Genomic DNA, 20,598 nt, shown 5'->3' on the forward strand with positions numbered 1-20,598 from the left:
TCGTTGCCGTTAGACGCCGGAAGGGAAGGGGAAACGCCATGTATTGTCCGTTCTGCCGCAACCCCGATTCCCGCGTCGTTGACAGCCGGATGGCCGATGACGGCTCGGCTATCCGACGCCGGCGCCAGTGCCCCGAATGCGGGCGCCGGTTCACCACCGTCGAAACCACCAGCCTCTCCGTCATCAAGCGCTCCGGCGTGGGCGAGCCGTTCAGCCGCAGCAAGGTGATCAACGGCGTGCGCAAAGCATGCCAGGGCCGGCCGGTCAGCGAAGACGACCTCGCCATGCTGGCCCAGGAGGTGGAAGAGCAGATCCGTTCCTCCGGCGCCGCCGAAATCGACGCTCACGAGGTAGGCCTGGTCATCCTCGGACCGCTCCAGAAGCTGGATGAGGTAGCGTACCTGCGCTTCGCCAGCGTGTACCAGGCCTTCGAGTCCCTGGAGGACTTCGAATCGGCCATTGCCCTGCTCCGCCACGAAGCCGTGGAAGGCGCCAAGGGCGCCTCCGGCCCGAAGAGCTCCGAGAAGAGCCCGCTCTAAGCTCCGGTGGCGGCAGCGGAGGGGAAGCCGCAGCCGCCACCGGCACCACCTTTACTTGGTGAGCTTGTGCTGCAATGCGATTTCCAGGGCCGCGCCAACGATCCCGGCCTCGTTCCGCAGGACGGCCGGAACAATCGGCGTCCTCAACTTGAGGTTGGGAAGGTACTCGTCCGCGCGCTTGGAGATTCCGCCGCCGACGATGAACAGCTCCGGGGAGAACAGGAACTCCACATGCGAGAAGTACCGCTGCAACAGCACGCTGTACTCGTCCCATGAGAGCCCGTCCCGTTCGCGGGCCACGGCGGAGGCCTTCGATTCGGCATCGAAGCCGTCGATCTCCAAGTGCCCCAGTTCCGCGTTCGGTACCAGTTTCCCGTCGAAAATGAAGGCGGAGCCGATGCCCGTGCCCAGGGTGATGACCAGGACGGTGCCGGCGACACCTTCGCCGGCACCGTACCGGGCTTCGGCCAGGCCGGCGGCATCGGCGTCGTTGATGACCTCCACGGGGCGGCCCAGCCGCTCGGTGAGGAGGGCGTCAATGTCCGTATCCAGCCAGCTCTTGTCCACGTTGGCGGCGGAGTGGACCACGCCGTGCTGGATGATGCCGGGGAACGTCACGCCCACGGGGGAGCCGGCCTCCGGGGCCTCGGGGCGCGCAGAGAGCTCGGCGACCACCAGGGCCACTGCTTCGGCAACGGCCTCGGGCGTGGCGGGCTGCGGGGTGGGCACCCGGAAACGCTCGCCCAGGAGCTTGCCCTTCTTCAGGTCGACAATGCCGCCCTTGATGCCCGTACCGCCGATGTCGATGCCGATCAGTGGTGCGTTCTTGTGCGACTTCTCGTCCTTCTTGGCCAATGGGATTCCGTTCTAGGCTGGGGCGGGCAGGGAAGGGGCGGCCGGGGGCAGCCCCACAACAGGGTGGGTCCTGCACCGGCATCGGATGCCGTGTGCGGGCAGGGGACAGACTACGGCAGGGTGAGGATTTCCGCACCGGTCTCGGTAACCAGCAGGGTGTGCTCGAATTGGGCGGTGCGCTTGTGATCGCGGGTCACCACGGTCCAGTCATCGCTCCACATGTCCCACTCGACGGTGCCGAGGGTGAGCATCGGTTCGATCGTGAACACCATCCCCGTTTCGATCACGGTGTTGTAGGCGGGGGCGGCGTCGTAGTGCGGGATGATCAGTCCGGTGTGGAAAGCCTCGCCGACACCGTGGCCGGTGAAGTCCCGCACCACGCCGTAGCCGAAACGCTTGGCGTACGACTGGATGGCGCGGCCGATCACGTTGATTTCCCGGCCCGGTGCCACCGCCTTGATGGCCCGGTTGAGCGACTCTTGGGTGCGCTCCACCAGGAGCTGTGATTCCTCGTCCACGTCACCCACCAGGAACGTGTAGTTCGTGTCGCCGTGGACCCCGTTGATGAAGGCGGTGATGTCGATGTTCAGGATGTCGCCGTCCTGGACCACGGTGCTGTCCGGGATGCCGTGGCAAATGACCTCGTTCAGCGACGAGCACAGGGACTTGGGGAATCCGCGGTAGCCGAGCGTGGAGGGGTACGCGTGGTGGTCCAGCAGGAATTCGTGGCCCACCCTGTCCAGTTCATCGGTGGTGACACCGGGCTGGATATGCTTGCCGACCTCCACGATGGCCTGGGCCGCGATCCGCCCGGCGACGCGGATCTTCTCGATCGTTTCGGCGGACTTGACCTCCGAACCCGTGAATTTGGCCGGGGCAGGCTTGCCGACGTACTCCGGACGGGGGATGGACGCCGGGACGGAACGCTGCGGGCCTACGGTACCCGGGGTGAGGGTTCCGGTGGGTGCAGTAGAGGCAAGGGAAGGCATAGATTGATCATATAAGGCACCGCAGAACGCCTAACAACCGACAAGCGGCGGAGGGCACACGTAAGTATTTGTGTTACGTGCATCACCCCGCGGCTTTCCTGTCGCCGGAACGAGGAGCAACGATGACTGAGTACTGGTTCAACGTCAACACCCACGAAGTGGAAGAAGACCGGCTCTCCGACTGGAGCCAGCTCATTGGGCCCTACAAGACCCGGGAAGAAGCTGAACACGCCATCGAGAAGGTCAAGGCGCGCAACGAGGCCTGGGAAAAGGGCGACGACGACTGACCGGTTGGGTGGGCAGGCCGGCCGGGTGCCGGCCCGCCTGTTCCGCCCGCGTCGGCGGGGTGAAGTTGAAAGCTAGAAGGAATGTTCCGGGCCGGGAAACTGGCCGGAGCGGACGTCGTCGCCGTAGGCGGTGGCGGCGTCGAGCAGGGTGGTGCGCAGGTCCGCGTACTGTTTGACGAACTTGGCCATCCGGCCGCCCCGCAGGCCGGCCATGTCCTGCCAGACAAGGACCTGGCCCGTGGTCGCGTTCCCGGCGCCAATGCCGATGGTGGGGACGTCCACGGCAGCGTCCACCGCGGCCGCGGTGTCGGCCGGGACCATTTCCATGAGCACGCAGAATGCGCCTGCGTCGGAGAGGGCGCGGGCATCGTCGATCAGGCGTTGGGCGTCGTCGCCCCGGCCCTGCACGCGGTATCCGCCCAGTGCGTGTTCGCTTTGCGGGGTGAAACCGATGTGGGCCATGACCGGGATGCCCGCCTGCACCATTGCTCGCACCGTTGGGGCGTAGTACGCGCTGCCCTCGATTTTCACAGCATGCGCCAGGCCTTCCTTCAGGAAGCGGACACCGGTGGCGACGGCCTGTTCGGCACTGACTTCGTAGCTGCCGAAGGGCAGGTCCGCGACCACCATGGCGCGCTTCGCGGTCCTGGCCACGGCGCGGCACAGCGGCAGCAGTTCGTCCACGGTGACCGGAAGGCTGGTTTCGTTGCCGTAGACGTTGTTCGAGGCCGAATCACCGACCAGCAGCACTTCAATGCCGGCAGCGTCAAAGATCTCCGCCGTATATTGCTCGTAGGCGGTGAGCATGGCGAACCTGGTGCCGTCCCGCTTGGCCTGCTGCAGGTGGTGGATCCGGACCTTGGCCGGTTTTCGTCCGGCGGCAGGAGCCTCGTGCTGGCCGGGTCCGCTGCCGTACGGGGCGGGTACTTCGGCGGACGCGCTGGAGTCGGAGCTGTTGCTGGTGGCCATGGGATGAGCGTAGTGCGGGACCTGCCGTGCTTTCTACCGCAGCCGGTTCCGGGCAAAGGTGATTAGCGTCATAGCGGCCGTGCCGGAACGCCGTTGACGTCCCGCATGGAAGCCGCCAGGGCAACTCCCGGACCGCTCCGGAGGTTAATGCTGTGTTACGCACGGCTCAGGCTCAAGCATCGGCGCCGAATGATTAGTACAGTGTTGATGAACTGCTGCCGGCTTTCCCCTTTGCGCGGGCCCCGGAGCATGAACGTTGACCGGAGAAGAGGCCATCATGGACCGCCAGCAAGAATTTGTCCTGCGCACGATCGAAGAGCGCGACGTACGTTTCGTGCGCCTGTGGTTCACCGATGTCGTGGGATCGCTGAAGTCCGTAGCCCTGGCGCCGGCCGAGGTCGAGGGTGCCTTCGAGGAAGGCCTTGGCTTCGACGGCTCCGCCATCGAAGGGCTGGCCCGGGTCTTCGAATCCGACATGCTGGCCCAGCCCGATCCATCCACCTTCCAGATCCTGCCGTGGCGTGGCGAGACGGAACAGACTTCACGCATGTTCTGCGACATCCTCACTCCCGACGGCGAACCCTCGGCAGCGGACCCCCGCAACGTCCTTAAGCGCACGCTGGCCAAGGCCGCGGACATGGGCTTCACGTGCTACACCCACCCCGAAATCGAGTTCTACCTCCTGAAGTCCCAGGAACCGGGCCCGAACGGTGCACCGGTGCCGGTTGACGAGGGCGGCTACTTCGACCATGTCCCGGGTGGCGTGGCCCAGGACTTCCGCCGCACCGCCGTAACCATGCTGGAATCGGTGGGCATCTCGGTGGAATTCAGCCACCACGAGGCCGGACCCGGACAGAACGAGATCGACCTCCGCTACGCCGACGCCCTGCAGACGGCGGACAACATCATGACCTTCCGTACCGTGATCAAGGAAGTGGCCCTGCAGCAGGGCACGTACGCCACCTTCATGCCCAAGCCGTTCACCGACCACCCGGGCTCCGGCATGCACACGCACTTCTCCCTGTTCGAAGGCGATACCAACGCGTTCTTCGAAGCCGGCGCCGAGTTCCAGCTGTCCAAGACGGCCCGGCAGTTTATTGCCGGCATCCTCAAGCACGCCCCGGAATTCACCGCCGTCACCAACCAGTTCGTCAACTCCTACAAGCGCCTTTGGGGCGGGGGCGAGGCTCCGAGCTACCTGAGCTGGGGTCACAACAACCGGTCCGCGCTGGTCCGCGTGCCGCTGTACAAGCCGGGCAAGGGCCAGTCCGCACGGATCGAATACCGTGGAATCGACTCAGCGGCCAACCCCTACCTGGCCTACGCCGTCCTGCTTGGTGCAGGCCTGAAGGGCATCGAGGAAGGCTACGACCTGCCTGCGGCGGCCGAGGACGACGTCTGGTCGCTGAGCTCGGCCGAACGGCGCGCCATGGGCCACGATCCGCTCCCGGCCAGCCTGCACGATGCCATCCGTTCCATGGAAGATTCCGAACTGATGCCGCAGATCCTGGGCGAACAGGTCTACGAGCACTTCCTGCGCAACAAGCGAGCCGAATGGCAGGACTACCGCCTGCAGGTGACGCCCTACGAGCTGCAGCGCAACCTCGGCATTCTCTAGGTGCCCGGCGTGAGCCTGGCACGCCGTCTCATCGCGGCCGGATTCAGCGACCTGGAGAAGGGCGAACGGTTCCTGGCCGCGCGCGAACTCGAGGGGCTGGACCAGGACAGGCTCTTCGCCGGACTCCAGCTTGCTGCCAGCCCGGACACTGCACTGCAGTCCTTGGTCCGGCTGATCGAAAGGCACCCGCAGCTCCGGGACCTGGCGGGCGCCGAACTGGAGGCCAGCGAACCGCTGTACCGTGTCCTGGGAGCCTCCGAGGCGCTGGGGGAGTTCCTCATCCGGCACCCCGAACACCTGGCCGCATTCCGGGTCCGTGCCAGCCCCGAACCGCTGCCCGCCGATCCTGACAGGCTGCGGGCCACACTCCTGCAGTCAGTGGGTGCCGACCCGCGCGCCGCCCGCCCCGTCGCCGCAGTGACCGGCGCCGACGCCTATGCCGCCCTGCGCACGGCGTACAGGCGCGGCCTGGTGGACCTGGCCGTCAAGGACCTCTGCGCCGCCGATCCGCTGGACTTCCTGCCGTCGGTGGGCCGTGAACTGGCGGACCTCGCGGCCGCTGCCATCGAAGCCGCCCTCGCGGTGTCACGCGCCGAAGCGGCCGGCCAGTTCGGCGCCGCCGACGTCGCGGACGTGGGCCTTGCCGTTATCGGCATGGGCAAATGCGGAGCCCGCGAGCTTAACTACATCTCCGACGTCGACGTCATCTACGTGGTGGACGCCGGAAGCCTGGAAGACGCGCACGCCAACACTATCGGCACCGCCCTGGCCAGCGGCATTTCGCGGGCCATCTCGTCGGTGGCACGGGAGCCCGGGCTGTGGGAGGTGGACGCGAACCTCCGTCCGGAAGGGAAATCCGGTCCGCTGGTCCGCACCCTCGCCTCGCACGAAACGTACTACGCCAGGTGGGCTGAAAGCTGGGAATTCCAGGCGTTGCTGAAAGCACGGGCCATGGCCGGCGACGCCGCGTTGGGCCGGCGGTACGAGGAAGCCGTGGCACCGCTGATCTGGAATTCGGCGGGGCGCGAAGGCTTCGTTGAATCCGTCCAGGCCATGCGGCGAAGGGTGACCGAGCACATCCCGCCCGCGGAGGAACAGCGGCAGATCAAGCTGGGCCGCGGCGGGCTTCGTGACGTCGAATTCACCGTCCAGCTCCTTCAGCTGGTGCACGGCAAGGCTGATGAGTCATTACGACGACGGGACACCACCTCCGCGATCGCCGCGTTGTCCGCCGGGGGGTACATCGGCCGGTCTGACGCCGCCGCGTTCGATAATGCCTACCGGTACCTGCGCCTGCTGGAACACCGGATCCAGTTGTTCCAGCTGCGCCGTACCCACCTCATGCCCGTGGCGGAGCCGGCCCTGCGCTCCCTGGCCAAGGCCGTGCTGGGACCGTTCTCCAATGAGCGGCCCGGACCCGATGCACTGTTGTCCGCGTGGCAGCGGACCAAACGCTCGGTCCGGGAACTGCACGAACGCATTTTCTACCGGCCGCTGCTGAACACGGCAGCCAAGCTCAGCACCGAGGACGCAAAGCTGACGCCGGAAGCCGCCCAGGGGCGCCTTGCCGCCCTCGGCTACCGCGACCCGCAGGGGGCGATGCGCCACATCGAGGCGCTGACGGCCGGAGTCAGCCGCCGCGCGGCGCTCCAGCGGCAGCTGCTGCCCATCCTGCTGGACTGGCTCGCCGAGGGGGTCGACCCCGACGCCGGCCTCCTGGCGTTCCGGCGCGTCAGCGAGGCGCTCGGCACCACGCACTGGTACCTGGGCATGCTCCGGGACTCCAACGCCGCCGCTGAACGACTGTGCCACATGCTGTCCAACTCCCGGCTGATCGCCGACCTGCTGGAAGTATCGCCGGAGTCCGTGGCATGGCTGGGGCAGGACAAGGACCTGGTGCCGGTGGGCTTCGAAGCCCAGTGGCATGAAATCACCGCCAAAATGTCCCGGCACGCGGACCCGGAGAGCGCCATGCGCCTGATCCGCCTGATCCGGCGCCGGGAGATCCTGCGCATTGCCATCGCCGACTCGGCGGGCCTCCTTGACCAGGACCAGGTGGGCCGGGCGCTGGCGGATACGGACCGTGCGGCGGTCCTGGGCGCACTCAGGGTGGCAGAGGGGATCGTTTCCGCCGGCGGGGCACTGAAGACGACCGTCCTGGTGGTCGCCATGGGACGCCAGGGCGGCCGGGAGATCGGCTACGGCTCCGATGCCGATGTCATGTACGTGCACCGGGCCCTCCCGGGCTTCACGGAGGCCGAGGCACAGGAACAGGCCACCCGCCTTGTCGCAAAGGTCTCCAGCCTGCTCACCCAGCCATTGAAACCGGCCATCATGGCCGAACGCGTGCTCCAGATGGATGCCGACCTCCGGCCGGAGGGCAAGAACGGGGCCATGGTGCGCTCCCTGGACTCCTTCGCCGAGTACTACCGCAGGTGGTCCCTGGTGTGGGAGGCGCAAGCTCTGCTGCGGGCACGTCCGATGGCCGGCGACGATGCACTCGCCGCTGATTTCCTGGACCTGATCGATCCCATCCGGTATCCGGCGTCGCTGTCCGACCAGGACGTGCGTGAGATCCGGCGCATCAAGGCCAGGGTTGAATCGGAGCGGCTGCCGCGCGGCGCCGACCCCGCACGGCACCTGAAGCTGGGCCGCGGCGGCCTAAGCGACGTTGAGTGGCTGGTGCAGCTGCTGCAGCTCCAGCACGCCGGGAAGCATCCGGAACTGCGAACCACGTCCACGCTGGAAGCCCTGTCCGCAGCGGCCGGCCTGGGGCTGCTGGACGATTCCGACGCGGTCCTCCTGGCAGATGCCTGGCGGCTGGCAAGCCGGATCCGGTCCGCCAACGTCATCTGGAGCGGCAAGGCCTCTGACCTCCTGCCATCCTCCCGCCGGGACCTGGAAGCCGTAGCGCGCTGGTGCGGCTACGAGCCGGGCCGGGCCGCAGCGCTGGAAGAAGACTACCTGAGGGTGAGCCGGCGGGCCCGGGCGGTCTTTGAACGCGTCTTCTATGGGCAATGAGGCTCCGGGCTGGGTCTGGCTCATCCCGCTCGGCGACCTCGACCCGGACGCCCGCGCCATCCAGCTCGGTGCCGTTGCCGGCCTGGGGCTGCTGCCAGGCCAAGAGCGCTTCGTCGGCGACCCCCTGCGCATGGCACTGGCAGGGCTGGAAGAAGAATCCCGGCGCCCGTACGTCGTCGAGTCCTCCGGGTCCGCCGTTGGGGTGTTGACGCTACAGCTGGGCGCCGCTCGGCTGGCCGGTTGGCGTGACGACGATTCAGCCTGGCTGCTTCGCGGTTTCCTCATTGACCGCAGGTTCCAGGGAAAAGGGCTGGGGACGCTCGCCGCCGTTGCCGCCGTGGACGCCGCCCGGCGGCTCACCGACCGGCACCACAGCGGTGAGGCCGGCGTCGTGCTGTCCGTCAATGAGGCAAACCTGGCAGGACTGTCCGCCTACCGGCGGGCCGGTTTCGCCGATGCCGGACAGTACCTGGGTGGCTCCGCGGGGCCGCAACGGACCATGTTCCACCGTTTCGGCTGCGCGGCGCGGCCGTAACTCGCCGGACCGGCATTGCGCTCAGCAAGCGTTTGCCCGATCATGTGGATTGGCGGTGTTCTTCAACCTTGTTGGGGGGAAGGCTGTACTGAGTCTTCGTCTCGGGGGGCATTCGTCAGGGGGTCCGGCTCCCGGTCTCAGCACGTCTGGAGCCGGGCCCCCACCTTTCCGCTCACCGTTCCCGCGGGCTTGCGCCAGGGTACGGAAAAAGGCGGCCACCGGATGGTTCCGGTGGCCGCCTTTTTCGTTAGGTCAGCAGGCCTGGCAGGCAGGCTGCCGGCTAGACGCCGTAGTAGAGCTCGAACTCGTAGGGGTTCGGGCGCAGCGACAGCGGGCGGATCTCGTTCTCGTACTTGTACTCGATCCAGGTGTCGATCAGGTCCTGGGTGAAGACGCCGCCGGCCTGCAGGAACTCGTTGTCCTCGCGCAGCGCCTCCAGGGCTTCCTCCAGCGTGCCCGGAGCCTTCGGGATGTCCTTGGCTTCCTCGGCCGGGAGCTCGTAGAGGTCCTTGTCGATCGGAGCCGGCGGCTCAATGCGGTTGCGGATGCCGTCGATGCCGGCCATCAGCTGGGCCGCGAAGGCCAGGTACGGGTTGGAGGAGGGGTCCGGAGCGCGGAATTCGATGCGCTTGGCCTTGGGGTTGGAGCCCGTGATCGGGATACGGATACCAGCGGAGCGGTTGCCCTGCGAGTAGACCATGTTGACCGGTGCTTCGAAGCCCTTGACCAGGCGGCGGTAGGAGTTCACCGTGGGGTTGGTGAAGGCCAGGACGGCGGAGGCGTGCTTGAGCAGGCCGCCGATGTACCAGCGGGCGGTGTCGGACAGGCCGGCGTAGCCCTTCTCGTCGTAGAACAGCGGCTCGCCGCCGTTCCACAGCGACTGGTGGCAGTGCATGCCCGAGCCGTTGTCACCGAAGACGGGCTTGGGCATGAAGGTGACGGACTTGCCCCAGGCGTCCGCGGTGTTCTTGATGACGTACTTGAACTTCTGCAGGTCATCGGCCGCGTGGGTCAGGGTGGTGAACTTGTAGTTGATCTCGGCCTGGCCGGCGGAGCCAACTTCGTGGTGGCTGCGCTCGACCTCGAGGCCGGCTTCGTCCAGGGCAACGCACATGGCATCGCGCAGGTCGGCCTGCTTGTCGGTGGGGGAGACCGGGAAGTAACCACCCTTGACCGGGGTCTTGTAGCCCAGGTTGCCGCCCTCTTCCTCGCGGCCGGTGTTCCAGTGGGCTTCCTCGGAGTCGATCTTGTAGAAGCTGCCCTGCGGGGAGGACTGGTACTGGACGTTGTCGAACACGAAGAACTCGGCTTCGGGAGCGAAGAACGCGGTGTCGGCGATGCCGGTGGAGGCCAGGTAGGCTTCTGCCTTCTCGGCCACGCCGCGGGGGTCGCGGTGGTACGGGTCGCCGGTGCGCGGGTTCACGATCGAGAAGTTCAGCGCGAGGGTCTTCTCCATGCGGAAGGTGTCCAGGAACGCGGTGGTCACGTCCGGGATCAGCTGCATGTCAGATTCGGCAATGCCCTGGAATCCGCGGATGGAGGAACCGTCGAAGAGCTGGCCGTTGACGAAGAAATCGGCGTCAACACTCTTGGCGGGGACGTTGAAGTGCTGCTGGACGCCCGGAAGATCGGTGAAGCGGATATCGACGAACTTTACATCTTCGTCCTTGATGAACTTGAGGACTTCGTCCGCAGTCTTGAACATCTATGCTCCTAACGCATATGTAAATATCTGGCATGCAAGCCATGTGGTCCAGCGCAATCCAAAGGCAGGGAGAACGCAAGGTTTTCCCTGCTGGTACACCTGCCGTGGGGATTTGCTTGAAACTTCTCACAGCCTATGGATCAGGCATTTCCCGTCCGTGTCCGCATTGTTTCGGGCAGGTTACAGAATGCCCTGCTATGGAAACGCTATCGCCCGTCCACAGTGTGGTCCAACCCCATCCACACTGTGGGCGCCCCTGCCGGCCGCAGGGCCGGTAGGCTTGGACGGTGGTAGATCGCAAAGACATTGGCTCCTGGCTCAGCGGACCGGACACCTCCGGCGTCTCGAAATATCCGGGGGAGCGGCTGGGCCTGCCGGAGTCCGGTCCCGGCTCCATCGCACGGGCAGGGCGGCGGATCGTCGCGATCATGATCGACTGGGGCATTGCGCTGCTGATCAGCAATTTCGCCTTCGGTGGCGACTCCTGGGCGACGCTCGGGGTCTTCGCGATCGAGCAGATCCTGCTGGTGGGAACCCTCGGCTACAGCATCGGCCACCGGGTGATGGGCATCGCCGTGGTGAGGCCCGGCGGCGGTACCCCGGGACCGCTCGCGGCCCTGGTGAGGACGGTGCTGCTCTGCTTGGTCATCCCCGCCGTCATATTCGACCCCGACCAGCGCGGCCTTCATGACAAGGCCATGAATACGCTGCTGGTCCGCCGGTAGCCGCTGCTCTTGCTAGGTGCGGCTGGACGTGAGGCGGGCCGGGGTGCCCTCCGGCGCGGGGGCGCCAAGGTAGCCGCGGCGTCCGGCCCAGCGCTCGAACAGGATGGTCGCGAACGGGAAGATCGCGGAGAAGCCCGCCAGCGCCGCCACCCGGAAAGGCCACCGCTGCACACGCCATAGCGTGAGCGCTGCCAGGCCGTAGCCGATGAACAGCGCGCCATGGACCGGGCCCGCCACCTGGACGCCAACTTCGGTGGTTCCGGCGATCCATTTGAAGTACATCCCGGCCAGCAGTGCTGCCCAGCTGCAGGCTTCGGCGATGGCGAGGATCCGGAAAGCCCGGATCACGGTGGTCCTCAGCGGCATGGTGGTGTTCCTGTCGTTGGTAGGTGCACGGTCCGTCATACGGTGGCCGCCGCGTGGGCGGCAAGAAAAAACGCCCCGGCAGCCGGCTGTGCCGGTTCCGGGGCGTTCGGCCAGCTAGCGTCCGCGGTTGGGACGGGCCTTGTACGGGTCGATGCCCTTGGGGATCGGCAGCCGGGTGCCCATGGAGGCAATGCGCTTGGACACGGTGCTGACCTCCAGCTTGGTCAGTTCGTTCTTCATCTTGCCCATCTTCTTGGCCACCTGGCTCAGCGGGACCTGGCCTTCGCCGTGCCCGGTCTGGATCGTATGGACCGGAACGTTGGGCAGGATCCGTGCGAGGCGCTTGCGCTCGGCATCCAACAGGGGCTTCACGCGGTGGGTGGGGCCTTCACTGACAAGGACGACGCCGGGACGGCCTACCGCACGGAACACGGCATCCTGCGTGCGGGGGTTGACAGCCACAGGCTGTTCCTCGGTGATCCAGCCACGCCGCAACGTGCCCAGCGCGGCACCGGAGGCGCCGGGCTGGTTTTCGATTTGCGCGAACGCTGCGCGTTCGGCACGGCGGGAGAGAATGAAGGTGGCCGCCAGCAGGCCCAGCGGAATACCGATGATCAGGCCGGTGATCCAGTTATCCAGCCAGAAGCCCACCAGGAAGCTCACGGCTACAACGCCCAGGAACACCAGGAGCATCAGCCACGGAACCATGGGGTCGTGGCGGCGGGTCATGGTGAAGACCTCGCCGATCTGCTTGAGCCTGCTGGGCTTCTTGGCCTTCGCTTCCTTCGGCTTGCGCGAGAACAGGCCGCGCTTCACCGCGCTTGGGCCCGCCGGGGTGGAGTTGCTGGAGTCAGGGGATTTAGCCATAGTGCCTCAATTCTACGTGACTTAAACGCCAAGGCCGGACGCCGGAATCGTCCGGTGTCCGGCCTGGGGCCAGCCAGTGCGGGGGCGCGTCAGGAATGCGCTCCGAGGAGGGTGCTGGCTTCCTGGCGGGTGGTGCCGGAGTCTTGGATGCCGTCGGCGATGTGGGCGAGTTCGGCGGGGATGTCGCGGCCTTTTTTGCGCATGGCGGTGGCCCAGAGGCGGCCGGCGCGGTAGGAGGAGCGGACCAGGGGGCCGGACATGACGCCGAGGAAGCCGATGTCCTGGGCTTCGTGCTGGAGGTCGACGAATTCCTGGGGTTTGACCCAGCGGTCCACGGGGAGGTGGCGTTCGGAGGGGCGGAGGTATTGGGTGATGGTGATCAGGTCGCAGCCGGCTTCGTGGAGGTCGCGGAGGGCTTCGGAGATTTCCTCGCGGGTTTCTCCCATGCCCAGGATGAGGTTGGATTTGGTGACCATGCCCAGGTTGCGGCCCTGGGTGATGACGTCCAGGGAGCGGTCGTAGCGGAACGCGGGGCGGATGCGTTTGAAGATCCGGGGCACGGTTTCGACGTTGTGGGCGAAGACTTCGGGGGCGGAGTCGCAGATCGCTTTGATGTGGTCGGGGTTGCCGGAGAAGTCGGGGATGAGCAGTTCCACGCCGGTGCCGGGGTTCAGTTCGTGGATCTTGCGGACGGTTTCGGCGTAGAGCCAGACGCCTTCGTCTTCGAGGTCGTCGCGGGCCACCCCGGTGACGGTGGCGTAGCGCAGTTGCATGGACTGGACGGAGCGGGCCACCTTGGTGGGTTCGAACATGTCCACGGGGGAGGGTTTGCCGGTGTCGATCTGGCAGAAGTCGCAGCGGCGGGTGCATTCGGACCCGCCGATCAGGAAGGTCGCTTCCTTGTCTTCCCAGCATTCGAAGATGTTCGGGCAGCCGGCCTCTTCACAGACGGTGTGCAGGCCTTCCTTTTTGACCAGGTTCTTCAGCCCGACGAACTCCGGGCCCATCTGGACCTTGGCTTTGATCCATTCCGGCTTCCGCTCCACCGGAACGGCAGCATTGCGCTGCTCGATCCGCAGCATCTTCCGGCCTTCGGGTGCCAATGTCACAGTAGAGCTCCTTCAGGGCTCGAAACCAATGCTTCTTCGTGCTTGTGGAATTCCTCCACGAACCGGTCCACAATATGGGCCGGACGGATGTCCTGTCCTGTTTCCAAGGACATGGTGGTCACGCCTGCATCGGTGATGCCGCAGGCAATGATCTGGCCGTAGGGGGCGAGATCGTTGCTGCAGTTGATGGCGATGCCGTGCATGGTGACGCCGTTCAAGACCCGGATGCCGATGGCGGCGATCTTGCGGTCGGGACCGTTGGCGTCCGCCTTGATCCAGACGCCCGCGCGACCCTTGATGCGTTCCGCCTTGATGCCGTAGTCCGCCATGACCGTGATCATGATGTCTTCGAGGCGTTCCACGTAGTCGCGGATGCCGGCACGGTTCTTCAGCTTCAGGATGGGGTAGGCCACCAGTTGCCCGGGGCCGTGCCAGGTGAGTTTGCCGCCGCGGTCCACCGCGACGACCGGCGTGCCGTCAAACGGCCGTTCGTGGTCCTCGGTGAGCTTGCCGGCTGTATAAACGGCTGCGTGCTCCAGGAGCAGGACTGTGCTGGGGGCAACTCCGGCGACAACCTTGTCATGGAGCTCGCGCTGGGCTTCCCAGCCTTCCATGTAGTCAACGAAGTCGGGGGCAAGACCCAGCTGTGAAAACTCAAGAGTCATGGAATCCAGCTTAGACCCCGAAGCCGTCCCGGCCCGGTTTAGTGTCCAAGCTCACCGGCGGGCACCCAATGTGACTGCAGCGGCCACGGCCTGTGGATAACTTCTGCAGCCCGCCCCGGATTCCGATAGACATGGAGCATGGATGGTGCACAGGCTCCCGAAGTCCCGGGCTACGACGTCGGCCGGCTGCTTGGCCGCGGCGGCAGCGCGGATGTCTGGCTGGCCACGGAACAGCGCACGGGCAGGGACTTTGCGCTGAAGTGCTTCCGTGCCCCGGACGGCAGAGCCCGGGACGAGGCCATGCGGGAGGAGGAAGTGCGAAGGGAAATCCGCATCCTCAGTGTCTTGGACCACCCGCACCTCATCAGGGCCCACGATGCCGTGCGCATCGCCGGGCCCGCGCCGGGGACGGCCCTGACCATGGACTTCGCCGCTGGCGGTTCGCTGGCGCAGTTGGTGGCATCCCGGGGCAGGCTCAGCGTGGGAGAAAGCGTCACCGTCCTGACTCCCGTTGCGCAGGCCCTGGGATACCTGCACGCCCAAGGCTTCACGCACTCGGACGTGGCGCCCGGGAATATCCTGTTCACCGGGCAGGGGAAACCGATGCTGTCCGACGTCGGTGTGGCCCGGATGCTCGGCGATCCTGGCCGGGCAGTGACGGCTGGAACCGGCGGCTTCGTTGACCCGTCGCCGGTTGATGCCCCCCGCGCGGGGCTTCAGCCAGGACGCGATGTGTTCTCGCTGGCCGCGATTGGTTGGTTTTGCCTGACCGGTGAAGCGCCCGGCCGCACGCTGGACCGCCCGCCGCTGTCCTTGCTGGTTCCCGGTGTCCCGAAGGAGCTTGCCGCAGCCCTCGAACAAGGGTTGAACGAGGACCGCCGGCTGCGGCCTACTGCCATGGCGCTGGGTACTGCTGTCTTCCGCAGTGCGGAGGCGCTGCCTCTTGACCTCTCGGGTGCCGTCCATCCCACGGTCCTTCCGGAGCTGCTCACCCGCCGCAGTATCCCGGCCGAAGCGAAGGGTTCCGCGCTGGGCACGAGACTCCGGAGGCTGCGGCGGCGGCTCTCGACCTTGCGGTGGCCGGGCCCGGCAGCGCGGGCCCGGATCCGCCGCTTTCCTTCGCCCCAGGCCGAAGCAACGTCACATGGGAAGCATGCGGGCGCCCCTGCCGGGGTCCGGGCACTGCATATTCCGCGGCTGCCGGCCCGGCTCGCCTTGCCGGCAGTGGGCGTGGCGGCGGCTGGGATGTGGTGGCTGGCCGCTTCCGCCGGTGCAGGACCGTGGCTCGGCGACTCCGCTCCGGGCATGCCGTCCGCTGCCGGCGTTCCGCAAGGACCGGCCGCGCCAGGCCACGACGCCGGGCGTAGCCCCGTCGACGTGCTGGCCGAGGCCCGGCAGCAAGCTGCGGCTGCCGATCCTGCGGTGGCTGTTCGGGGGCTGGCCGCGCTGCGGGATCATGCCTTCAATACCGGGAGTGTGGATCTGCTGTCCGCCGTCAACGCGCCCGGATCGCCCGCCGCGGCCGCTGACCAGGACATTGCCGGGCCATTGGGTGCTTCCCGCCAGCGCCTCGACGGTTTCGCCACGATGGTCTCGGAGGTCACGCCCGAATCCGGGTCGACGCAGGACCACGCCGTCGTGCGCTTGACCTCCGCCTCCTCGGGTTACCAGGCCGTGGGCCCGGAGAACGAGGTGCTGGCGACAGGGCCGGCCAGCCCGGCGCAGCGGCTCAGGCTGGTCCTGGTGTCCGTGGACGGCCGGTGGAAGATCAGCAACATCCTTCCGGGCGGCTGATGACGCGCCCGCGGGCAGGGCTGCCGCACCAGTGCCCCTGGTCAGCCGGCGTTGTCCTTCCCGACCACCCAGCGGGCTGCGGCGTCAAGGTTCCCGTGCTGCCACTGGAAGCCGGCAGCCGACAAAACTGCAGGCTCCATCCGCTGGCTGAACAACAGAAGCTCTTCAGCGAGCCCGGGCATCACGGTCCGCAGCACGGGCGCCGGAACCCGCAGCACGGCAGGCCGGTGCAGGGCGCGCGCCAGCGCCGCAACGATCGCATTGACGTCCGCCTGCCCGGGGGCCGCGACATTTACCGGCCCCGCCACCTGGGATTCGAGGAGGAACAGGAAGGCGGCCGAGACATCCGGAAGCGTCACCCACGGCCAGAACTGGCGGCCGTTTCCGAACGGGCCGCCCACGCCCAGCCGCAACAGGGGGAGCAGCTTGCCCAGTGCTCCGCCGGAACGGCTGAACACCACCCCGGTGCGGGGCGTCACGACGCGAACACCCTCGGGCGCCAGGTTGGCTTCGCGTTCCCACTCGATGCAGATCTGTGCCAACGTGCCTGAACCGGCAGGTGCGTCCTCGCGCAGGACCGTGTTGCCGGCGTCGCCGTAATAGCCTGACGCTGATTGGCTGATGAAGGTGGCAGGCGGGGTTTCAAGCTGCGCCATGGCCTGCACCAGGGTCCTGGTGGGCGCCAGCCGCGAACTGAACAGTTCCTCGACCCTGCGCCGCGTCCAGGGCTTGTCGCCGATGCCGGCGCCGGCCAGGTTGACGACGGCGTCGGCGCCGGCAAGGGCGCCGGGGTCCAGGACGCCGGCCGCCGGATCCCACCTGATCTCTGATGCGCCCGCAGGTTGTCGGCGGACCAGTGTCACCACCGAGTGGCCGGCGTCGCGGAAGGCTGCGGACATGGAGGTGCCGATGAGCCCGGAGGCGCCGGCCATGACGATGTGCATGGTCCATCTCACCACGCCAGCGCGGCTCCGGCACCTCCCGCGGGGGCAGGTGGTGGTTGACTATGATCGAACGATGACTTCCTCGAGCTACTTCCGTTTCCCGCATCTGCACGGCGACCTGGTCACTTTCGTGGCCGAGGACGACGTCTGGATCGCGCCCCTGGACGGCGGCCGGGCCTGGCGCGTCTCGTCCCTCCAATTACCCGCCCGCAACCCGCGGTTCACCCCGGACGGCAAGCGGCTGGTGTGGACGGTGGTGCAGGGCACGGCGCCGGAGGTTGTCTCGGCACAGGTCGACGGCGGCGGATACCGGCAGCTCACCTACTTCGGGCACAGCAGCACCAGGGTCAAGGGGTTCACCGCCGGCGGTTCCGTGGTGGTCACCAGCGCATTCCGGCAGGCCGAAAGCCGGCACACGTACGCTTACAGTGTCCCGTTGGACGGCGGGTGGGCGCAGGAACTGCCGTACGGCCCGGTTGAATCGGTTGCGTTCGGCCCCGAGGTGGGCGACGAACGTCCGGTGGTGCTGGGGACCGTGCTGTCCCGCGAACCGGCATGGTGGAAGCGGTACCGCGGCGGTACCGCCGGAAAGCTGTGGATCGACAACGACGGCAACGGCGAATTCGAACGGCTGCTGCCCGACCTGGACGGCAATCTCGCCGACCCCCTGTGGGTGGGTGGCCGGATCGCCTTCCTCTCCGACCATGAGGGCTACGGCAACCTCTACTCGGTGCTGCCCAACGGACAGGACCTGCGCCGGCACACCGACCACCAGGACTTCTACGTCCGGCACGCCGCCACCGACGGCAAACGGGTCATCTTCGAATCCGCCGGTGAACTTTGGGTCTTGAGTGACCTCGAATCGGAGGCGGTCAAGCTGGAGATCTCCCTGGGCTCTGCCTCGCAGACCAGGCGTCCGGCCCTCCTCGACCCGGCAAAACACCTCGGCGCCGTGGCACCCGATACCACCGGAGCCGCCAGCGCCGTCGAATCGCACGGAACCATCCACTGGGTGCGCCACAAGGACGGGCCCTCCCGCATCATCGAGGCAACCCCGGGTGTCCGCGGGCGCCTGCCCCGGCCCCTGGGCGACGGCCGCATCGCCTACATCGCCGACCACGACGGCGTCGAGGCGCTGCACATCAAGGACATCGCCGCACCTGTCCCGCACAGTGCCCAGCAGGCGACGGCACCGGGCCAGGAACCTACGGCGGACCACTCCGCCGACGCCGGACAAACGGGCACGGAGGGCCCCGAAACGCCCAACCTGCCGCAACCGGTCCCGGCCTCCGGCGCCGCAGTCCTTGCGGGCGGAAACCAACATGTTCCCGCCGACGACGACCAGCAGGCAGACGTCGCCCCGCAGGACTCGACGGCCGCCGCGGAAAACAGGGAGGACACGGCGCCCACCGGCATCACCGTCCCCACGCCGTCGCGGGCCAGTTCGCTCGAAGCCAGCCCGGACGGCCGGTGGATAGCACTGGGCACCTCGTTCGGCGACGTCCACCTGGCCGACACTCGAACCGGTAACCTCACGCGCGTTGCCAGCATCGGCGAAGGCAGCATCTCCGAGCTGGCCTGGTCCGCCGACTCGCGCTGGCTGGCGTGGTCGGAACCGGTCACGTCCTTCGGCTCACGCAGCCGCCTGCGCCTGGCCACCGTGGACCGCCTCGACGCCGATCCCGTGGAGGTCACTGACGGCCGTTTCCGCGACGCCTCGCCGTCGTTCACCCCTGACGGCAAGTTCCTGGCGTTCCTGTCTAACCGCAGCTTCGATCCGGTCTACGACGGGCACTCGTTCGACCTTTCCTTCCCCAGCCCCATCAAGCCCTACCTGGTGGCACTCGCAGCTGACACGCCGTCGCCCTTTGGCCCGTCGGTGGATCCCGCCGGCGAGGAGACCGCACCCGAAACCGTAAAGGACGGCGCGGACGCAAGCGAAGGGCAGCAGGACAGCGCGGCAGCTGTCCACGTCGACCCGGAAGGCCTGGCGCACCGCGTCATCGGGGTTCCCGTACCCCAGGGCAACTACAGCTCACTGAAGGCCGTGGACGGCGGACTCCTGTGGCTCGACTCCGTCCTGGCCGGCGTGACCGGCGACGGCAAGGCCAGCCAGGAGGACAAGGACGCCCGCCCCAGCCTGGTCCGCTACGACGTCGCCCGCCGCAAGCAAGCCACGCTGGTGGACGCCGTGGACAGCTACCGCCTGTCCGGGGACCGCAGCAAGGTGGTCCTGGTCTCGGACAAGCAGGTCACTGCCGTTCCATCCGATGCCAAGGCGGATGAGGAATCCGGCAAAGCCGTCAAAGTGGACCTGGGCAGGATCAGGGTCCTGCTGGACCCGCTCAGCGTCTGGGGACAGGCGTTCGATGAAGCCTGGCGCCTGCAGCGCGACTTCTTCTGGACCGAAGACATGGCCGGCCAGGACTGGGAATCCATCCGCGCCCGGTACCGTCCCCTGGTGGACCGCCTCGGCTCGCACGATGACCTGATTGACCTGCTGTGGGAGCTGCACGGCGAACTCGGCACATCCCACGCCTACGTGCGCCCGGCCGCAGTGACCGAGCGGGGCAGCCGCGGGCAGGGCCGCCTCGGCGCCGACCTCACCCACACACCGCAGGGCTGGGAGATCACCCGCATCCTGGCCGGTGAGTCCTCCGATCCGCTCGCCACGTCGCCGCTGACCCGGCCGGGTGTCAGCGCCAAGGCAGGGGACATCCTCCTTGCCATCGATGGTGTCCCCTTGTCACAGGCCGTCACCCCGGCCATGCAGCTGGTGGGTGCGGCCGGACGCGCAGTGGAGCTGACCCTGCTCAACGGCCCGGGACACGGCGGCGCTGCAGGGACCCAGCGGCGGGTCGCCGTCGTGCCTGTCAAGGACGAGGAACGGCTGCGGTACCAGGAATGGGTCGCCGGCAACCGGCGCACCGTCCGCGAGGCCTCGGACGGAACATTCGGCTACCTCCACATTCCGGACATGATGGCCAACGGCTGGGCCCAGCTGCACCGGGACCTGGACACCGAAACCGCGCTGGACGGACTCATTGTCGATGTGCGCCGGAACCGTGGCGGACACACGTCCCAGCTGGTCGCTGAGCTGATCGGCCGCAAGGTCACCGGCTGGAGCATGCCGCGCGGGGAGAAGCCCCGGACGTATCCGCACCACGCTCCGCGCGGGCCGGTGATCATTCTCGCCGACGAATTCGCGGGCTCGGACGGTGACATCATCACCCAGGTCTCCAAACTGCGGGGGATCGGGCCGGTCATCGGAACGCGGACCTGGGGCGGCGTGGTGGGCATCGACAACCGCTTCTCCCTGGCCGACGGCACGGGAGTCACCCAGCCCAGGTACGCCACCTGGTTCGGCGGCGGTGTTGGGTGGAGCGTTGAAAACTACGGCGTGGACCCGGACATCGAAGTGACCTACCCACCGCACGCCTACGCCGCTGGCCGCGATCCCCAGCTTGAGTACGGCATCGGCGCGCTCAAGGAAATGATCCAGGAACTGCCCACCGACCGTCCGCCGGCCCGCTCCGGATACCGCCGCCTGAAGCCTGCGCCGCTGCCCGCCCGCCGGCAGGCCGGCCAGGCGGAGACGCCTGCCTAGGTT

At 67.4% G+C, this 20,598-nt stretch carries 17 protein-coding genes; 8 read left to right on the forward strand and 9 right to left on the reverse strand.

The features are described 5' to 3' along the window. Positions 1-38: 38 nt before the first annotated feature. Positions 39-539, forward strand: coding sequence for a transcriptional regulator NrdR (nrdR, locus tag AC4EEV_RS19125; protein ID WP_018763569.1), 501 nt, complete (start codon positions 39-41; stop codon positions 537-539). A gap of 51 nt (positions 540-590) precedes the next feature. On the opposite strand, the gene ppgK is transcribed toward nrdR, so the two are convergent. Continuing rightward, a complete protein-coding gene (ppgK, locus tag AC4EEV_RS19130) occupies positions 591-1,394 on the reverse strand; it encodes a polyphosphate--glucose phosphotransferase (RefSeq protein ID WP_018763570.1) in 804 nt (267 codons plus the stop codon). A 110-nt stretch (positions 1,395-1,504) separates the two neighbouring features. Beyond that, a complete protein-coding gene (gene map / locus AC4EEV_RS19135) occupies positions 1,505-2,383 on the reverse strand; it encodes a type I methionyl aminopeptidase (protein ID WP_491329732.1) in 879 nt (292 codons plus the stop codon). Positions 2,384-2,505: 122 nt separating this feature from the next. Between map and AC4EEV_RS19140 the strand changes: the two genes are divergently transcribed. Further along, on the forward strand, positions 2,506-2,670 hold the full coding sequence (locus AC4EEV_RS19140) for an SPOR domain-containing protein (RefSeq protein ID WP_018763572.1): 165 nt from the start codon (positions 2,506-2,508) through the stop codon (positions 2,668-2,670). Between the two features lie 72 nt (positions 2,671-2,742). Here the strand turns inward: AC4EEV_RS19140 and panB are convergent, their stop codons facing one another. Then, the gene (gene panB, locus AC4EEV_RS19145) at positions 2,743-3,639 is read right to left on the reverse strand and encodes a 3-methyl-2-oxobutanoate hydroxymethyltransferase (RefSeq protein ID WP_018763573.1); all 897 of its coding nucleotides are present in this window, start codon (positions 3,637-3,639) and stop codon (positions 2,743-2,745) included. 277 nt (positions 3,640-3,916) lie between these two features. Between panB and glnA (AC4EEV_RS19150) the strand changes: the two genes are divergently transcribed. The 3 genes from glnA (AC4EEV_RS19150) to AC4EEV_RS19160 are packed head-to-tail and all read left to right on the forward strand — an operon-like array spanning position 3,917 to position 8,813. Next, positions 3,917-5,257, forward strand: coding sequence for a type I glutamate--ammonia ligase (gene glnA / locus AC4EEV_RS19150; protein WP_109864349.1), 1,341 nt, complete (start codon positions 3,917-3,919; stop codon positions 5,255-5,257). 9 nt (positions 5,258-5,266) lie between these two features. After that, complete coding sequence (locus AC4EEV_RS19155; RefSeq protein ID WP_491329733.1) at positions 5,267-8,278, forward strand: bifunctional [glutamine synthetase] adenylyltransferase/[glutamine synthetase]-adenylyl-L-tyrosine phosphorylase; 3,012 nt, start codon at positions 5,267-5,269, stop codon at positions 8,276-8,278. Beyond that, positions 8,268-8,813, forward strand: coding sequence for a GNAT family N-acetyltransferase (locus tag AC4EEV_RS19160; protein ID WP_109864313.1), 546 nt, complete (start codon positions 8,268-8,270; stop codon positions 8,811-8,813). The genes AC4EEV_RS19155 and AC4EEV_RS19160 overlap by 11 nt, the downstream gene beginning before the upstream one ends. A gap of 280 nt (positions 8,814-9,093) precedes the next feature. Here the strand turns inward: AC4EEV_RS19160 and glnA (AC4EEV_RS19165) are convergent, their stop codons facing one another. Then, positions 9,094-10,518 carry a type I glutamate--ammonia ligase gene (gene glnA / locus AC4EEV_RS19165; RefSeq protein ID WP_018763577.1) on the reverse strand — a complete coding sequence of 475 codons (1,425 nt, stop codon included), beginning with the start codon at positions 10,516-10,518 and terminating at the stop codon, positions 9,094-9,096. Between the two features lie 287 nt (positions 10,519-10,805). On the opposite strand from glnA (AC4EEV_RS19165), the gene AC4EEV_RS19170 reads away from it, so the two are divergent. After that, a complete protein-coding gene (locus tag AC4EEV_RS19170; protein ID WP_018763578.1) occupies positions 10,806-11,243 on the forward strand; it encodes an RDD family protein in 438 nt (145 codons plus the stop codon). 12 nt (positions 11,244-11,255) lie between these two features. Here AC4EEV_RS19170 and AC4EEV_RS19175 read toward each other — a convergent pair whose 3' ends face one another. The 4 genes from AC4EEV_RS19175 to lipB all read right to left on the reverse strand — a co-directional run bounded on the left by AC4EEV_RS19175 (position 11,256) and on the right by lipB (position 14,250). Continuing rightward, positions 11,256-11,609 (reverse strand): DUF3817 domain-containing protein, encoded by a 354-nt coding sequence (locus tag AC4EEV_RS19175; protein ID WP_109864312.1) that lies wholly within the window; start codon positions 11,607-11,609, stop codon positions 11,256-11,258. A 114-nt stretch (positions 11,610-11,723) separates the two neighbouring features. Next, positions 11,724-12,476: a DUF4191 domain-containing protein gene (locus AC4EEV_RS19180; protein WP_018763580.1), complete on the reverse strand. Its 753-nt coding sequence runs from the start codon at positions 12,474-12,476 to the stop codon at positions 11,724-11,726. Between the two features lie 89 nt (positions 12,477-12,565). Next, entirely contained in the window at positions 12,566-13,585 is a 1,020-nt protein-coding gene (lipA, locus tag AC4EEV_RS19185) for a lipoyl synthase (protein ID WP_491329734.1), read from the reverse strand. Further along, entirely contained in the window at positions 13,582-14,250 is a 669-nt protein-coding gene (lipB, locus tag AC4EEV_RS19190; RefSeq protein WP_018761073.1) for a lipoyl(octanoyl) transferase LipB, read from the reverse strand. Before lipB ends, lipA begins: the two co-directional genes overlap by 4 nt. A 138-nt stretch (positions 14,251-14,388) precedes the next feature. Between lipB and AC4EEV_RS19195 the strand changes: the two genes are divergently transcribed. Then, positions 14,389-16,044, forward strand: coding sequence for a serine/threonine-protein kinase (locus AC4EEV_RS19195; RefSeq protein ID WP_491329735.1), 1,656 nt, complete (start codon positions 14,389-14,391; stop codon positions 16,042-16,044). Between the two features lie 41 nt (positions 16,045-16,085). On the opposite strand, the gene AC4EEV_RS19200 is transcribed toward AC4EEV_RS19195, so the two are convergent. Continuing rightward, the gene (locus AC4EEV_RS19200) at positions 16,086-16,988 is read right to left on the reverse strand and encodes a TIGR01777 family oxidoreductase (RefSeq protein WP_109864056.1); all 903 of its coding nucleotides are present in this window, start codon (positions 16,986-16,988) and stop codon (positions 16,086-16,088) included. 73 nt (positions 16,989-17,061) lie between these two features. Here AC4EEV_RS19200 and AC4EEV_RS19205 point away from each other — a divergent pair, with 73 nt between their 5' ends. Next, positions 17,062-20,595 (forward strand): S41 family peptidase, encoded by a 3,534-nt coding sequence (locus AC4EEV_RS19205; RefSeq protein WP_491329736.1) that lies wholly within the window; start codon positions 17,062-17,064, stop codon positions 20,593-20,595. Positions 20,596-20,598: the final 3 nt, after the last annotated feature.

The organism is Pseudarthrobacter sp. MOO14, assembly GCF_058267675.1.

Excerpts from the sequence above, each read along its gene's own strand:
- nrdR (WP_018763569.1), top strand. The coding sequence starts at position 39 with ATGTATTGTCCGTTCTGCCGCAACCCCGATTCCCGCGTCGTTGACAGC.
- map (WP_491329732.1), bottom strand. The coding sequence starts at position 2,383 with ATGCCTTCCCTTGCCTCTACTGCACCCACCGGAACCCTCACCCCGGGT.
- AC4EEV_RS19140 (WP_018763572.1), top strand. The coding sequence starts at position 2,506 with ATGACTGAGTACTGGTTCAACGTCAACACCCACGAAGTGGAAGAAGAC.
- panB (WP_018763573.1), bottom strand. The coding sequence starts at position 3,639 with ATGGCCACCAGCAACAGCTCCGACTCCAGCGCGTCCGCCGAAGTACCC.
- glnA (WP_109864349.1), top strand. The coding sequence starts at position 3,917 with ATGGACCGCCAGCAAGAATTTGTCCTGCGCACGATCGAAGAGCGCGAC.
- AC4EEV_RS19160 (WP_109864313.1), top strand. The coding sequence starts at position 8,268 with ATGGGCAATGAGGCTCCGGGCTGGGTCTGGCTCATCCCGCTCGGCGAC.
- glnA (WP_018763577.1), bottom strand. The coding sequence starts at position 10,518 with ATGTTCAAGACTGCGGACGAAGTCCTCAAGTTCATCAAGGACGAAGAT.
- AC4EEV_RS19175 (WP_109864312.1), bottom strand. The coding sequence starts at position 11,609 with ATGCCGCTGAGGACCACCGTGATCCGGGCTTTCCGGATCCTCGCCATC.
- AC4EEV_RS19180 (WP_018763580.1), bottom strand. The coding sequence starts at position 12,476 with ATGGCTAAATCCCCTGACTCCAGCAACTCCACCCCGGCGGGCCCAAGC.
- lipB (WP_018761073.1), bottom strand. The coding sequence starts at position 14,250 with ATGACTCTTGAGTTTTCACAGCTGGGTCTTGCCCCCGACTTCGTTGAC.
- AC4EEV_RS19195 (WP_491329735.1), top strand. The coding sequence starts at position 14,389 with ATGGATGGTGCACAGGCTCCCGAAGTCCCGGGCTACGACGTCGGCCGG.
- AC4EEV_RS19200 (WP_109864056.1), bottom strand. The coding sequence starts at position 16,988 with ATGCACATCGTCATGGCCGGCGCCTCCGGGCTCATCGGCACCTCCATG.
- AC4EEV_RS19205 (WP_491329736.1), top strand. The coding sequence starts at position 17,062 with ATGACTTCCTCGAGCTACTTCCGTTTCCCGCATCTGCACGGCGACCTG.